The sequence below is a fragment of the Flavobacterium xinjiangense genome (assembly GCF_900142885.1).
Lineage (GTDB): Bacteria > Bacteroidota > Bacteroidia > Flavobacteriales > Flavobacteriaceae > Flavobacterium > Flavobacterium xinjiangense.
Genome location: NZ_FRCL01000010.1, coordinates 67,401 through 84,088, shown reverse-complemented (window position 1 = coordinate 84,088; position 16,688 = coordinate 67,401). Strand labels below are relative to the sequence as shown.

Genomic DNA, 16,688 nt, shown 5'->3' with positions numbered 1-16,688 from the left:
AATTACATTCGGTCCATATACCAGCTTAATTCTTTTTCCATTTTTTGATATTTAAAAATGGTAGTAATAATCTTTTGCAAACGTACAAAGGCAGTTTCACTTTTCACAACATAATCAAATGCCTTGTGGTGCATACAGTTTATGGCTACCTCAATTTTATCTTGAGATGATAACATGACAACTGGAATATTTGGATTAAAACCTTTTATTTTGTCCAAAGTTTCTAATCCGTTCATTGCATTTTCTACAATACCATCAAGTTGGTAGTCTAATATTACAACATCAGGAGTATTAGATAAATTAGCAACGCACAATTCTCCAGTAGGATAAGTTTCAATAGTAAAATCAGCATTTTCTAGAAATTCAATTTCCAAAGACTTCAAGAAAAGTGCATCATCATCAACTAAGAATATTTTTATTTTAGTATCGTTTTTCACGGTTAATTATTTTTTATAAGGTTAAATTCTTCTTGTAATTCATAACAGGCTTGCAAACATACATCTTCAATTTGATTGACTAGGTCGTGTATTCCGTCTTTCTGTTCTTGAGCTTTTGCATATTCCTGAATTTTTTTGGCCATATTTTCAAAATCAGGATGTATTCCCATCATTGAAAAAGAAGGAATCATTTTATGTACAGTTGAGCTTAATAAGAGCCAGTCTTCGTCAGCTAAACTTTGCTTTATAGTGTTTATTAGGGTAGGAGTTTGTTCTAAATAAAGTGAAATCATCTCCATCATTAATGCTGGATTTGATTTTGTTCGTTGATTTAAATAAACCAAGTCAATACATTTTATTTTTTTCTCCGAACTATTTTTAATCCCAATATTTTCATTCAGTTTTATACTAAGTTTCTCCAATTTTGGTTTTTTTAGTATTCCAACTATTTTACTGTACAACACTCTTTCGTCAACAGGTTTTGCAATATAATCATTCATTCCTACTGCTTTACATTTAGCTAAATCTACGGTAGTAACATCAGCTGTTAAAGCTATAATGGGAATTTTTGAATTCATTGTATTACGAATATATTCTGTTGCTTCAAATCCGTTCATAACCGGCATTTGTAAATCCATCAGTATAATATCGTACTTTTTAGTTTTTAGCTTTTCAATTGCTATTTGACCGTTTTCAGCAATATCTCTATCGAATCCAAAATCATCCAACAGCGTTTTCATTAATAATTGATTGAGTGCAATATCTTCAACTACCAATACTTTTATATCTTTTATTTCGGTATCCAATTCTAAAATTTCGTTTTCTAATACAGCATCAGCATTTGTTTTTTGAAAACTTAAAGTAAAACTAAACGTAGTTCCAACATCAACAATACTTTTTACTCGGATTTTACCTCCTTGTGGCTCAACTAATTGTTTCACGATAGCAAGCCCTAGTCCGGTTCCTCCGTATAATCTTGAAGTACCGCTAGTTGCTTGTTGAAAATTTTCGAATATGGTATCTATTTTTGCTTTGGGTATACCAATTCCGGTATCGGTGACTGCAAATTCAATAATTACTTTTTCATTATCTTCATGCAGCATATGAACTCCTACGGTAATATTTCCTTTATTCGTAAATTTTACAGCATTACTTACAAGATTTAGTATTATTTGGTGTAATCGAACTGGATCTCCCACCAAAACATTAGGTATTTTGTTATCATATTCCTGTATTAATTTTAAATTTCTTTCTTGGATTTTTGTTTCAAATAAATGAAGCATTGAAGATATGGAAGCCTTCATTTTAAAGGGAGTTTTTTCAAACACCATTTTACCTGCATCTACTTTTGCTAAATCAAGTATGTCATTTATGAGTACAATTAATGCATCGCCACTCATTTTTATAGCTGTTAAATATTCTTTTTGTTTGGCAGATAATTCTGTTTTTAATACCACTTTCGTAAATCCAATGATAGCATTCATTGGTGTACGAATTTCATGACTCATGTTTGACAAAAACTGTTGTTTTGCTCTCACGGCATCTTCCGCTATAATTGTAGCTTTTTCAGCATTAAGTTTTGCGTCTTCTGCAATTTCAGTTGCTAATTCTGCAAAAAGCCTAGCTTCTATCGATTCTTTTTCAATTCTTTTTTGATCCGTAATATCTCTTGCAACCACAACAACACCTAGTACTTCTCCTTCCTCATTTTTATAAACGGAACCATTCAACAAAACATCAGTTAATTTATGATCCTCCTTTATAATTAAGGGATAATCTGCGATAAAATCTTTATCAAAGACTTCCTGATACGCCTTTCTGGCCTCTTGTGGTTCAGTAAAATAATCAAAGAAATCAGAACCGATTAATTTTTCACGTAAAATTCCTGTAACTCTTACCGATGCCTCATTTGTGTCTGTTATTTTACCTTTTGGATTAATCGTAAATAAAGGATCACGGCTAGCTTCAATTAAACTTAAAGAATATTGAGAAGCTAATTTTAAAGAATTGCTAAAATCTTCCAATTCTTTGTTTTCAATTTTTCGTTTTTCTTTTTCTTTATTCTGAAATATAAGTTCTTTGTTAGCAATCAGTAATTCTGCTGCACGTTTTTCTTTTTCATCATTTTGAAAACGTAGTTCTTTGTTCGCAATTATTAATTCGTCTGCACGTTTTTCCTTTTCATTATTTTGAAATGCTAACTCTTTATTGGCAATTGCCAATTCGTCTGCACGTTTTTCTTTTTCGTCATTTTGAAATGCTAACTCTTTATTGGCAATAACCAATTCGTCTGCACGTTTTTCTTTTTCGTCATTTTGATACGCCAATTCTTTATTGGCAATAACTAATTCATCTGCACGTTTTTCTTTTTCATCATTTTGATACGCTAATTCTTTATTGGCAATAACTAATTCATCAGCACGTTTTTCTTTTTCATCATTTTGATACGCCAATTCTTTATTAGCAATAACTAACTCGTCTGCACGTTTTTCTTTTTCATCATTTTGATATGCCAATTCTTTATTAGCAATAACTAACTCATCTGCACGTTTTTCTTTTTCATCATTTTGGTATGCTAATTCTTTATTAGCAATTCCTAACTCTGCGGCTCTTTTTTCTTTCTCGTCATTCTGATATGCGAGCTCTTTATTAGCAATTCCTAACTCGTCTGCTCGTTTTTCTTTTTCATTATTTTGATATGCTAATTCTTCATTTGCGATAACCAATTCCTCAGCTCGTTTTTCTTTTTCATCATTTTGATACGCCAATTCTTTGTTGGCAGAACGTAATTCAGTGGCCCATTTTTGCTCTGCAATATCTCTGGCGACAATTACAACCCCTAAAACATTCCCTCTGTCATCTTTATAAACGGAACCATTGAATAATACATCAGTCAACTTACCGTCTTTATGACGAAGTGTAAGCGGAGAATCAGCAACTGAACCTTTAGCAAAAACTTCTTGATATACTTCACGAGCTTTTTGAGGTTCAGTAAAATAATCAAAGAAATCTGAACCAATTAACTTTTTGCGTTCTATTCCAGTAATATTGACTGTAGCTTGATTCATATCAGTGATTTTACCGCCAATATTTATAGTAACCAACGGATCTAAACTTGCTTCAATTAAACTTAGAGAATATTTAGATGATAATTTTTGAGCGGTTACATCTCTTGCTGCTGCAAAAACACCCAAAACACCACCATTTTCATCTTTATAAACAGAAGCATTATACAATACATCTGTTAATTTTCCATCACTATGTTTTATCGTCAATGGAAAATCTGCAACAAATCCTTTTTCAAAAACTTGTTCATATCCTTTTTTTGCTTTCTCTCTTTCCGTAAAATAATTTGAAAAGTCAGTACCGATCAATTTTGCCCGCGAAATCCCAGTAATTTTTATTGATGCCTCATTAACGTCAGTAATTTTCCCTTCTAAACTAATAGTTACAAAAGGGTCTAAACTGGCTTCAATTAAACTACGAGTATATAGAGGATCCTGCGTTCTTGAAGTTTCCATTTTAATTATTTGTTTCTTGTGAAGTTCCAATTTCTTCAATTGGATTTCGTCTTTTGTCTTTTAATTGTTTAAAATGGGAAGGGGAGAGACCAGTGACTTTTTTAAACTGACTCGATAAATGTGCTACACTACTGTAGTTCATTTTCCAGGCAATTTCGGTAATATTCAATTCACCGTAAATAATCAATTCTTTTATTCTTTCTGTTTTATGTGAAATTATAAATTGTTCAATAGTAGTTCCTTGAACTTCTGAAAATAAATTAGATAAATAAGTGTAATCATGATTCATTTTTTCACTTAAATAATCAGAAAAATTCACTTTGATATTTTCAGTAGAATGATGTACCATTTCGATAATCACATTTTTTATTTTTTCAATCAACATAGACTTTTTATCATCCATCAATTCAAGTCCTGAATCTAAAAGAACTTTTTTTAATTGCTCCCGTTGACTCATAGAAATATTTTCCATGATTTCAACTTCACCTAAATCAACAACAATGAAATGTAGCCCAAGTTTTTTCAATTCCTCTTTTACCGCCATTTTACAGCGATTACTAACCATGTATTTGATATATAGTTTCAAATTATTTTTTTTAATTGATTATGTAAAAATGATGTTATTATTCCTAATTTAACTTATAGAACTAAAAAAAAAAATTGTAAAATTCACAGATTTATATTTTTTCTAAATTTACAAATAAAGTATGATAATGAGAAGAGAATGCTGTTTCTATTAAATTTGAAGTGTTAAGAGCTGCAGTGATTTTAAAATAAATAAATAACAATCCTATAAATTCATCTATCAATACTATATTTTTTTATAAAAACAGAAGTCTGGAAGTCAATTAATTACTAGTTTGCAGGATTCATTTTGCCTTATAATTCTTGATGCTATAAAGAATTTGTGAATATGTTTTTTTATTAAAAACACTAAAATAAAAGAACCTTCTTATATTTTTATTCTTTGATGTAAAAGATAAAAAAAGAAGGTTTCTAATTTATAAATTTTTTAAAATAAAATGGGAGCAGTTGGCAATGCTAAATATTCTATTTCACTTGAAAATTATCGGTCCAATCTAGTGATTTAATAGCCGAAACTTTGTTTTCTTCATTCAGCGAAACACGAAGTTCTTTATTTGCTACTTTCTTTGTGTATAATGCTTTATAACGAAAAATCAGTGATTTGTCAAAGTAGTTTTTATAGATTTCGACTAATTGTAGGTCTTTGAAAGTTCCATAGTATTGGCGAAATTTAGTACAGGTTTTTGTCAATCTTTCTTCGGTTGTGTTTTGAATTACCGAAGCCGTAGCTTCACTTTCGTTAAAAGGTTTAAACTTGGAAGTGTTGCAGGTCATCAGCACTCTTTTACCGAGTTCATAAGCTTTGTCTTTTTGAAGTTCACTGACATTTGACAGCATCAGTTTTGCAAATGTAACTTCGGCAGGTTTTGGTGTCTCAACGACCTTTTTAGATTTACAACTAATAAACAAAACGATACCTAAAATGAGAATTATCTTTTTCATAATTTATGCGATTTTTAATAATATGTTTGGATCTGGACAGTTGTCTAAATAATAATCTAGATCATTTTTACTACAAACCCCGGGATAATCCCCAAAATTATCTCCAATGTTTTTTATAATTTGGAAATGCAAATGTGGCGCATAATCTCCATTAATGGCTGCATTACCCAGAGTCGCTAATTGTTGTCCTTTTTTGAAATTAGTGCCAACTTCAATTTCAGCAATGCTTTCTAATGAAAGGTGTCCATATAGTGTATAAAAAGTGTGACTTTCTATTTTGTGTTCTAAAATAATAGTTGGTCCATAATCCCCCAACCCTACATTGTGTTTAAAACTATGAATTGTTCCATCAAGTGCCGCCAGGACAGGAGTTCCGGCTTTTATCCATAAATCTAACCCAATGTGAATATTTCGTTCTTCTGTTTCAGCGTCATTGAATACCGTGCTTCGCTTGTATAAATTGCGTTCTTCGTTGTAACCACCAAAAGCTACTTTTGAATTTCCTTTGGCTAAATATTTTTCAATAAATTCTTTAAAATCAGTCGATGTGCTAATTTCTTGTTTTGAAAAAAAGGCATTTGACACGGATAAATCCAAAGGAGTATAGTATTTATTATCAACAGAATCTTCGATTACTTTGACGTTTTGAATACTTTTTAAGATAGTTTCTAATGTGCTCATTTTGCATTATTTGTAATAAACCTTAAAATAAAATAAAAAATGCCAACATAAAAAATTTACATTGGCATTATAACTTTTAATTAAGAGAATATCTGAATCTTATTTTTTTACTTCAATTTTTGCTGTACCACCTGAAACATTTACACTAGTTTTTGTAGTGCCACTTTTAGTAGTAACATTCACGCCATTTGTGCCAACTATTATTGACGAACTGTCTTTCACTTGTTTTGAAGGAGTTGGAGCGGCGGGAGTTGTCACGGTAGTTGTTTGAACCTGCGGGTTCATAGGTTTGCCGTCTTTTTTCTTGCAGGAAACAATTGTCATAATCGAAAGTATTCCTAAAAGCAGTGTTATTTTTTTCATATTATTTATTATTATGGTTATTGACTAATTAATTGATTACCAATTTAATATTTTATTCTTTTATAAACAAGTGATTAATTAGTAATCAAAAAAAATCCCAACCTGAATCAAGTTGGGAAATCAATTTATAAAAAATTATGTTTTTAATACAAACTTGGGAACTTCGAAGGATTTACTTCATTCATCATAGCATATACTTTTTCAAAAATATCTTCTGAAGATGGTTTAGAGAAATAATCGCCATCTGTTCCATAAGCAGGTCTATGTGCTTTTGCTGTTAAAGTTTGCGGTTTACTGTCTAAATAATTATAGGCATCTTGTTGCTCTATAATTTGTTGTAAGATATAAGCTGAAGCGCCACCTGGTACATCTTCGTCAATTACTAAAAGACGGTTCGTTTTGGCAATACTTTTTACTACATCTTGGTTGATATCAAATGGCAGTAAAGACTGTAAATCGATAATCTCACAATCAATACCTACTTCAAGCAATTCTTTGGCCGCTTGTTGTACCAATCTCAAAGTGGAACCATAAGAAACTAAGGTAATATCTGTTCCTTCTTTCAATGTTTCGACAACACCAATTGGGGTTTTGAATTCACCATAATTCAACGGCATTTTCTCTTTCAATCGGTAGCCATTCAAACATTCGATTACTAAAGCCGGTTCATCACATTCTAATAAACTGTTATAAAAACCAGCAGCTTGTGTCATGTTTCTTGGAACCAAAACGTGAATTCCTCGCACTGCATTTATAATCATTCCCATAGGAGATCCTGAATGCCAGATTCCTTCTAAACGATGGCCACGTGTGCGTATGATTAAAGGCGCTTTTTGTTTACCTACCGTACGATATCTTAATGTTGCTAAATCATCACTCATAATTTGGATGGCATACAATAAATAATCTAAATATTGAATTTCAGCAATTGGGCGTAAACCACGTAATGCCATCCCGATACCTTGACCAAGAATGGTTGCTTCACGAATTCCTACATCGGCTACACGAAGTTCTCCGTATTTCTCCTGCATTCCTTCTAAACCTTGGTTTACATCACCAATATTTCCTGCATCTTCGCCAAAGATCAATGTTTCTGGATATTTAGTAAAAATAGCATCAAAATTATCACGCAAAATCATGCGTCCATCCGTATCTTCTTTCGCATTTTCTGAATATTCAGGTAAAACTTTCTCTACTGAAAATACATTCAATTCCGTTTCAGAAAATAAGTTACTACTAAAGTTTTTCTGTGTTTTTTTAGTATATGAAGTTATCCATTGCGATAATTCCTCTTTTCCGGCTTCATTCATCACTAATCGCAATGTTTTTCTGGCCGCAACAAGAATTTCTTTTTTCAAAGGAGATTTATTACTACTTAATTCAGAAACGAATTTTAAAATTGTTTCTTTATTTTTACTGGTTTCCGCTACTTTTTGCAACAAAGAAATAAGTTCTTTCTGTTCTTCAATAATAGGGTTCAAAAAAGCACTCCAAGCCGCTTTTTTTCCTTCCAATACTTCTTTTCTGGCTTCCTGATCAATGGCTTCAATTTCTTCTGGAGAAGCAATATTAATGGCTATCATCCATAGTTTCATTTGGCGAATACAATCAAAATCTTTCTCCCAGGCTAATCTCGCTGCATCTTTGTATCTTTCATGGGATCCTGAACTAGAATGACCCTGTGGTTGTGTAAGTTCGTTTACATGTATTAAAACTGGAACATGATTTTCTCTTGATATCGCCGCTGCTTTTTCATAAGTTGCAACTAAGTCAACATAATCCCATCCTTTTACTCTCAGGATTTCAAATCCATTAGTATCTTCTTCTTTTTGATATCCTTTTAGGATTTCAGAAATGTTTTCCTTGGTAGTTTGATGTCTTGCATGTACTGAGATACCGTATTCATCATCCCACACACTCATTACCATCGGTACTTGTAAAACACCTGCAGCATTTATAGTTTCAAAAAATAAACCTTCTGAGGTGCTGGCATTTCCTATGGTTCCCCAAGCAATTTCATTTCCTTTATCAGAGAAATTACTTGCGTTTTTTATACCTGAAACTTCCCTGTAAATCTTTGAAGCTTGTGCTAGTCCTAACAACCTTGGCATTTGCCCGGCTGTTGGAGAAATATCTGCACTTGAATTTTTTTGTTTTGTTAAATCTTTCCAAGTTCCGTCTGCATTTAAACTGTGTGTCGCAAAGTGCCCACCCATTTGTCTTCCTGCTGACATTGGTTCTTGTTCAATATCAGTATGACCATACAATCCAGCAAAAAATTGTTGCACGGTTAATTGACCAATGGCCATCATAAAAGTTTGGTCACGATAATATCCCGAACGAAAATCACCATCTTTGAAAGCTTTGGCCATGGCTAACTGTGGAACTTCTTTTCCGTCTCCAAATATTCCAAATTTTGCTTTCCCGGTTAATACTTCTTTACGTCCTAATAGACTACATTCCCGACTTACTATGGCTGTTCTATAGTCATTTAATACTTCGGTTTTGAAATCTTCAAATGTCAATGTAGAATTGGTTTTTTCTTTTATCATAATTGAAAAGTATAACTTTGTGAGGCAAATTTAATTAAAAACTAGCTATTTTCATAATTCATTGAAAAAAATATAATTTAATTATTGCAATAAATTTGGTGTAAAATGGACCTCTTTTTTTATTATATTCATTAAAATAACTATTTTAATGATAATTACGTAAATAAAAATCATTTTAGCAATCGATTAGAACCATTTTCGATTAAAAAGATTGATTAATGTTTTTGGTGAAAAAGTAACTAAAAATCTTATTTTTTCATTGTAATTATTCTGTGCTATTTCCCATCCGTTATTGGAATATACTGGGAAATACAATTCGAAATAATCAGTAACCAAGTTCAGGCGAATACCACTATCATAAACAAATTTCGGATCCAGATCCTTGTTTTTTACTAAACCCAAGTCTCCATAAATTTCGACCCAATTCCAGATATTAAAACTTCCGTTTACCGTTGTAATCCATTGATTGGCATAAGGAGTTGCTAATTTAGATTTAAATCCGCCCTCCGATAATATAAATTGCTGGCTAAAAAGACCAGTACTTTCGGATCTTCCATAATAGCCATAATCAAACAAATAATCCGTAGGTCTGTCCAGAGCAAAACTAAAGAAATCAGAATCGGTTTTGTTGTATAAAAAACTTCCAGCGTACAATCTTAAATTGATTTGAAGGTTATTTTCAAAGAGTTTTCGGTATTCCAATTCACTCGCAATTTTTCCGAATTTGCTTGCGATTTGAATATCCGACGTGAAACTGAAATGATTGGTGACTTCTGTTCTTGAATTAAAGTATTTTGCATCAAAAACCGAGTAATTCTCCGTTGAATTATCAACAACAAAAGCGCTCTTTTCTCTGTTTACCACTACCTGACGCAACATAATTAATTGTTTTCTGTTGTCTCTAAAATTTTCTTGTCTAATTCGCATTTGAACCATTGGATTTATCTTCTGATAATAGGCATCCGGCGCATAGTGGAAATAAGAGCCTGATAGCGAATATCTCATGTTATAAAGTCGGCTATCTCTATAATTTTGGCTGATTGCAAACCAGCCAGAACCGGAAAAATTATTAGTTTTAGTAGAATATGATGGGTTTATATCAAAAATAAATGGTTTATCTAATATCGTTTTGTTATGTAAGCGTAATCCTGGAGATAAACCATCATATAAATTATAAGTTAATGACGGAACGTACAAAATTTGATTATAGTAAGGATCTTCTAAATCCTTCATGAAATTAAATTTCACAGGACGATTGTTTGGATAAAAACTCCTTAATGATTTCCAATTATTTCTTAAATTGTACTCTGGAACTTCATTTTTATAGTTTAAGACGATTTTATCGACATTTTGTCTTTCTATTGTAAAACTGCTATCTATTTCTGGTATATCGAGCCATTTCTTAAAAACAACTTCTCCTTTTTTAATACCATAAACAGGAATAGGAACTAAAGCTCCTGTTTTACTTTTTACGGAAAAAGTAATACTGTCTTGAGTTCTTGAAACATGCGAAAATTTGTAATCAATGATATCTCTGGAACTGATAATAGTTTTAAAAAACCAGTTAATATCTTTGTTTGTATTTGATTTTAAAAGGATTTCAAAATCATTTCTTGATGTTTGTTTTTCCTTATTTTGAAGGTAAAATTGACGAATACTATTGTTTACTGTATTCTGGTTTAAATAATCATCCAAGTATAAAAGACTTAAACCCGCACGATATTTACTCGCAATTTGCTCATTGAATTTTATTAAGGTGTTTTTTGGATCTCCTAACGGTTGGTCAAGATTTTTACGAGCCATAAGCATGTAAAAATAGCTGTACTGCTCGTTAAAATCTAAGTTGGTCAGATTATAACTTTTTAATAATTTAAATTTGGAAATACTACCAAACATCTTCGTATTTGGATGGTTTTCGTCAATGTATTTCATCATGGCATACACTTGAATTCCATCATAAATCCAGTTGTCATTTCTTGGATTTAATCGTAAACTATTTTTCAGATAAGTATTCAGATAGGTTTTCAAAAATTTAATTTCAAAAATAAACTCATCCGGAAACAGACTCAAGAATGAGGGCAATTGATTCAAACCATAAAATGGGTTTCTCTCGTAATCGGTTTGTGAAACAATTATTTTTTCATGTGGATATTGACCAATTTGCTTAGTGACATAAATCATCACACGATCCATAATAATTGCTTTTTGAACCGCACTTAGTTTATTTTCTTTAAGATTGGTCAGCACCTCGTTAGTACTGTTTTTAAAACTGATAAAACTGGATTTAGATTCTATAAAAAGACTAAAATCGGTTCTGTTTTTCCCAAATAATTTATAGATAGAAAAACCTTCCCTTTTGATTGGGGAATTATTATTTAAATCGGAAGTAGCTTCTAAAGTAGCAGGAATCTTCAAATCAATGTCAAAGTCAGAAACAGCATTCGAGATATCATCTAAATTGTTGTTGCTGTATCTTATAAAATCATGATTTTCATAGCGGGCAGGAGTAAGGAACCAGTTTTTTAGGTTCATTTCGCCTTTATCGTTATAACCGTATTTAGTGAATTTATCACTTGGGATTTTAGTAATATAGGAGAGATGTAACGAGATTTTTTGGTTTGGAAATATTGGATGGTCCAATTTAACAACTATAAAATCTGGGTTTTTCTCTGTCCGTTCCCAAGTAAGTACGAATTGACTTTTATCCGTAATAGTCAAATTTTTGGTACTTCCTCGTTCTGCCTCTTTCGCTAAATGAAAACCTCTGTAAAACTCATCAGAAAATCGCTTGGCCAGTGGTGTGTTTTTATTGGAATAGGCATTGTTCCAATCATTCAAAACAATCGATGTCAAAGTATCATTCGACTGATTGAAAAAAGTCATTTCTTGTACTATAGTCAACGTTTTATTCTCTGAATTCAATTCTACAGTCATTGTAGAATGATGTTGTCCATATTGTTTTATTGACGTCAATAAAACAAGAATTAAAACTATGATTTTATAGAATGATTTCAAGTAAATAATTTAGAATTTAAAAAAAATAAATGTACTTATTATTAAACATTAAATGAAGAAATATTGGTTCAAAATAAAATAAAAAAAGCTGCTTTTAGGCAGCTTATTCTTAAAAATTGGGAGATAAATCATATTTTTTATAAAATTTATCTAAAACTTCAACGACCTCATCTTCGGTATCAACAATTTTAAATAAATTCAAATCTTCCGCGTGAACTGTACCTTCTCTTTCGACTAATACTGTTTTAATCCAATCAATCAATCCCGACCAGAAACTGGTTCCAACCAAAATAATAGGGAATTTGGCTATTTTTTTGGTTTGAATCAAAGTCATGGCTTCAAACATTTCGTCCAAAGTACCAAAACCTCCTGGCATCACCACAAACCCCTGTGAATATTTGACAAACATCACTTTTCGAACAAAGAAATAATCAAAATTCAAATTTTTATCACTGTCAATATAAGGATTGTAATGTTGCTCAAATGGTAATACAATATTCAGTCCAACAGATGTTCCACCACCTAAATGCGCGCCTTTATTACCTGCTTCCATAATTCCTGGTCCGCCGCCAGTAATCACGCCATAACCAGCTTTACTGATTTTATAGGCAATTTTTTCGGCAAGCAAATAATATTCATGTTCTGGTTTTGTTCTGGCAGAACCAAAAATAGTTACGCACGGACCTATGCGTCCCATACTCTCATAACCGTTTACAAATTCGGCCATGATTTTAAAAATCGCCCAACTGTCATTGGTTCTTATTTCGTTCCAGGTCTTTCTTTTTAATCTGTCTTGGATAACTTTATCCTCATCATTATCAAAATCTTCTAATCTCATCTTCTATATTTTATAATCTTATTTTTTTGGAGATACTTCCAGCTATTCGTTTCAATCTTATAAGCCGAACCCCGGCTCATAAGGATTTCCTCTTCTATCTGGGCTAGTACTCTTGAATACTAAAGTAATTCTTTTTTCAAGAATTGCGCAGTATAGCTTTTTTTATTTTTTATAATTTCTTCAGGCGTTCCTTTGGCTAAAATTATTCTGTCTGCTTTTCCCCTCATTTGGAGGGGTGCCCGGAGGGCGGGGTGGCTTTTTTGTCTGAATTTCAGATAAAAGTTTCTTTATTTCCAAATTCGTCAACAATATATCTCTCCAGTTCCTTCATCACATTACTTAAATCATGTTTTACCCTTAAATCTGAGATTCTATAAACCTTTAATCCTAGAGCAATGAGATAGTCTTCTCTTTTTTGGTCGTAATCCTCTTTGTTATGATGGCTTGAACCGTCTATTTCGATCACTAATCCTAGAGTTTTTACATAAAAATCTACGATATAATTGCCTATAATTCTTTGCCTGTCAAAATCTATTTTCCAAAATATTCCCTTATGAACTTGCAACCAAAATATGACTTCTGATAGCACACCTGCTTTACGCAATACTCGGGATCTTGCTTTTAGTTTTATGTTATACGGTAAGTTTTCAATAAAATTTCTATAAATTGGCTAAGTGTTTATATAAGCGGTTATTTCGCCATTTTTTTCCATCTATTTGCTTTTTTATTCCTCTCCTTTGAAAATGATGTCATTTATGACAGTATGATTCTAAGAAATGAATTTACAAAAAAATGTTGATTGTAGCGAAAATAGGAGTAAATTTAAACCACCTCGCCCTTCGGACACCCCTCCAGCAGAGGGGAATTAAGACAACTCTTTTTTCAAGAATTGAGCTGTATAGCTTTTCTTAATTTTTATAATTTCTTCTGGTGTTCCTTTGGCGATAAGCTGTCCGCCGCCTTTTCCACCTTCAGGACCTATGTCTATAATATAATCGGCTAGTTTAATTACGTCCATATTGTGTTCGATAATCAAAATCGTATTTCCTTTGTCAACGAGTTTATTAATTACTTCCATCAACACTCTGATGTCTTCAAAATGTAACCCTGTTGTAGGTTCGTCCAAAATATAAAACGTATTTCCGGTATCTTTCTTAGACAATTCACCCGCCAGTTTGATGCGTTGCGCCTCACCACCGGAAAGCGTGGTGCTTTGTTGTCCCAAAGTAATGTAACCCAAACCAACATCCTGTATGGTTTTTACTTTTCTGTAAATCTTCGGAATCATTTCAAAAAAAGGAACCGCTTCATCCACGGTCATATTCAACACATCCGAAATGGATTTCCCTTTGTATCGAATCTCCAATGTTTCTCTGTTAAAACGTTTCCCTTGACAGGTTTCACATTCTACATAAACATCGGGTAAAAAGTTCATTTCAATTGTTCGGACGCCTGAACCTTCGCAGGTTTCGCAACGTCCTCCTTTCACATTAAAACTAAAACGACCCGCTTTGTATCCCCGAATCATACTTTCGGAAGTCATTGTAAACAGGTTTCTGATTTCGGTAAAGACTTCCGTATAAGTTGCCGGATTACTTCTAGGTGTTCTACCAATTGGGCTTTGGTCAATATCAATCACTTTATCGATATGTTCCAAGCCTTCAATTTTTTTATACGGTTGCGGTTTTTTGACACCGTTGAAATAATACGTGTTCAAAATAGGGTAGAGCGTTTCATTAATCAAAGTTGATTTTCCGCTTCCTGAAACACCAGTAACACAAATCATTTTACCCAAAGGCAATTCTATCGAAACATTTTTTAAGTTATTTCCTGTTGCTCCAGTCAGTTTTAGGAATTTTCCATTTCCTTCTCTACGTTTTTTTGGAACTTCAATTTTCATTTCGCCATTCATGTACATCGCTGTAATAGTGTGATGTTTTAAGATTTCGGCTGGTGTTCCTTTACTGATAATTTCGCCTCCGTATTTCCCTGCTTTAGGGCCAATATCAATCACATAATCGGCACGTTCAATCATGTCTTTATCGTGTTCCACTACAATCACCGAATTTCCAATATCGCGTAATTGTTCGAGAGAATGAATCAGTTTATCATTGTCTCTTTGGTGTAAACCGATACTTGGCTCATCCAAAATGTACAAAACACCAACCAACTGCGAACCAATTTGTGTTGCCAATCGGATACGTTGTGCCTCACCTCCCGAAAGTGATTTTGAACTTCGGCTTAAAGCCAAATAATCCAAACCTACATTCATCAAAAAGTTCAATCGATCCTTAATCTCTTTGATTACTTCAGTAGCGATACGCTTTTGTTTATCAGATAAATGGTTGTCTAAATCAAGAAACCAAGCGGTCAAATCCGAAATGTCCATATCGCACAATTCGGCAATATTTTTTTTATTAATTTTAAAGAATAACGCTTCTTTTTTCAAACGCGAACCTTCACAAACCGGACATTTTATTTCGTCCATGAATTCCTTTGCCCAACGTTTTATGCTTGTGGAACCGCTTTCGTCATGTTGATTTTTGATGAAATGTGAAATCCCTTCAAAATCAATTTTGTATTCTCTGGCAACGCCTAAATCTTTAGAATTGATGGTGAATTTTTCTTTTCCACCATTCAAAATCATTTCCATCGCTTCCTCTGGAATGGTGTTAACTGCATCCGTTAATTTGAAACCATATTTCTCTCCAATTATTTCCAATTGCTTGAAAATCCAGGACGATTTGTATTCGCCTAAAGGAGCAAAACCACCTGCTTTTATCGATAATTTTGGATTCGGAATAATCTTCTTCGGGTTAATTTCATTTACCGTTCCTAATCCGTTGCAATGGTCACAAGCGCCTTTCGGTGAATTGAAAGAAAATAAATTGGGTTCCGGATTCTGATACGAAATTCCAGTAGAGGGACACATCAAATTCCTGCTAAAAAACCTCACTTCATTAGAATCTTGATCCAAAACCATCAACACATTCTCCCCATGATGCATCGCCGTGTTAATACTTTCGGTTAAACGTTTTTCATTTTCAGGCGTATCATCAATAACCATTCTATCCACAACAATTTCTATATCGTGTGTTTTGTAACGGTCTAATTTCATTCCCAAAGTAATATCCAATATATCGCCGTTTACACGAACTTTAAGGAAACCTTGTTTGGCAATTTGTTGAAAAAGTTCGGCATAATGTCCTTTTCGAGCGCGAATAACCGGAGCCAGAATATTGATTCGTTTTCCTGTAAAATCCTGAATAATCAAATCCTTGATTTGCTCATCAGAGTAGGAAACCATTTTTTCGCCTGTATTGTAGCTGTACGCATCAGCGCCACGGGCATACAATAAACGCAGGAAATCGTATATTTCAGTGATAGTTCCTACGGTTGAACGCGGGCTTTTACTGGTAGTTTTTTGTTCGATAGCAATTACTGGAGAAAGTCCGTCAATTTTATCTACATCGGGACGTTCTAAACCACCCAAAAACTGACGTGCATAAGCAGAAAAAGTTTCTACATAACGGCGTTGCCCTTCGGCATAAATCGTATCAAAAGCTAAGGAGGATTTCCCGGAACCTGAAAGACCAGTAATTACGACCAGTTTTTCACGAGGAATCGAAACATCTATATTTTTTAAGTTGTGAACGCGAGCGCCTTGAACTTCAATGGTATTGTCTTTGTCTAACATAATTTTTGCAAAAAAGCAAAGTTACCATTTTGATTTATTCTTTCGATACAACAGTTT

The 16,688-nt window shown here is 32.8% G+C and carries 11 protein-coding genes; all 11 read right to left on the bottom strand.

The window, feature by feature from the left end; genetic code table 11:
• Positions 1–2: 2 nt before the first annotated feature.
• The 11 genes from BUC23_RS12475 to uvrA all read right to left on the bottom strand — a co-directional run bounded on the left by BUC23_RS12475 (position 3) and on the right by uvrA (position 16,631).
• On the bottom strand, positions 3–437 hold the full coding sequence (locus BUC23_RS12475; RefSeq protein WP_073209928.1) for a response regulator: 435 nt from the start codon (positions 435–437) through the stop codon (positions 3–5).
• A 2-nt stretch (positions 438–439) separates the two neighbouring features.
• The gene (locus BUC23_RS17230; protein ID WP_208609319.1) at positions 440–3,958 is read right to left on the bottom strand and encodes a PAS domain S-box protein; all 3,519 of its coding nucleotides are present in this window, start codon (positions 3,956–3,958) and stop codon (positions 440–442) included.
• A gap of 1 nt (position 3,959) precedes the next feature.
• Positions 3,960–4,523: a helix-turn-helix domain-containing protein gene (locus BUC23_RS12455; protein ID WP_073209926.1), complete on the bottom strand. Its 564-nt coding sequence runs from the start codon at positions 4,521–4,523 to the stop codon at positions 3,960–3,962.
• Between the two features lie 485 nt (positions 4,524–5,008).
• Positions 5,009–5,485, bottom strand: coding sequence for a hypothetical protein (locus BUC23_RS12450; RefSeq protein ID WP_073209924.1), 477 nt, complete (start codon positions 5,483–5,485; stop codon positions 5,009–5,011).
• A 3-nt stretch (positions 5,486–5,488) separates the two neighbouring features.
• Entirely contained in the window at positions 5,489–6,166 is a 678-nt protein-coding gene (locus tag BUC23_RS12445) for a peptidoglycan DD-metalloendopeptidase family protein (RefSeq protein ID WP_073209922.1), read from the bottom strand.
• A gap of 99 nt (positions 6,167–6,265) precedes the next feature.
• On the bottom strand, positions 6,266–6,529 hold the full coding sequence (locus BUC23_RS12440) for a hypothetical protein (protein ID WP_073209919.1): 264 nt from the start codon (positions 6,527–6,529) through the stop codon (positions 6,266–6,268).
• 143 nt (positions 6,530–6,672) lie between these two features.
• Positions 6,673–9,081: an alpha-ketoacid dehydrogenase subunit alpha/beta gene (locus BUC23_RS12435; RefSeq protein WP_073209917.1), complete on the bottom strand. Its 2,409-nt coding sequence runs from the start codon at positions 9,079–9,081 to the stop codon at positions 6,673–6,675.
• 186 nt (positions 9,082–9,267) lie between these two features.
• The gene (locus BUC23_RS12430; protein ID WP_073209915.1) at positions 9,268–12,015 is read right to left on the bottom strand and encodes a gluzincin family metallopeptidase; all 2,748 of its coding nucleotides are present in this window, start codon (positions 12,013–12,015) and stop codon (positions 9,268–9,270) included.
• Between the two features lie 190 nt (positions 12,016–12,205).
• Positions 12,206–12,934 (bottom strand): LOG family protein, encoded by a 729-nt coding sequence (locus tag BUC23_RS12425; protein WP_073209913.1) that lies wholly within the window; start codon positions 12,932–12,934, stop codon positions 12,206–12,208.
• 271 nt (positions 12,935–13,205) lie between these two features.
• Positions 13,206–13,565 carry an endonuclease domain-containing protein gene (locus BUC23_RS12420; RefSeq protein WP_279625702.1) on the bottom strand — a complete coding sequence of 120 codons (360 nt, stop codon included), beginning with the start codon at positions 13,563–13,565 and terminating at the stop codon, positions 13,206–13,208.
• Between the two features lie 234 nt (positions 13,566–13,799).
• Complete coding sequence (uvrA, locus tag BUC23_RS12415; protein WP_073209909.1) at positions 13,800–16,631, bottom strand: excinuclease ABC subunit UvrA; 2,832 nt, start codon at positions 16,629–16,631, stop codon at positions 13,800–13,802.
• Positions 16,632–16,688: the final 57 nt, after the last annotated feature.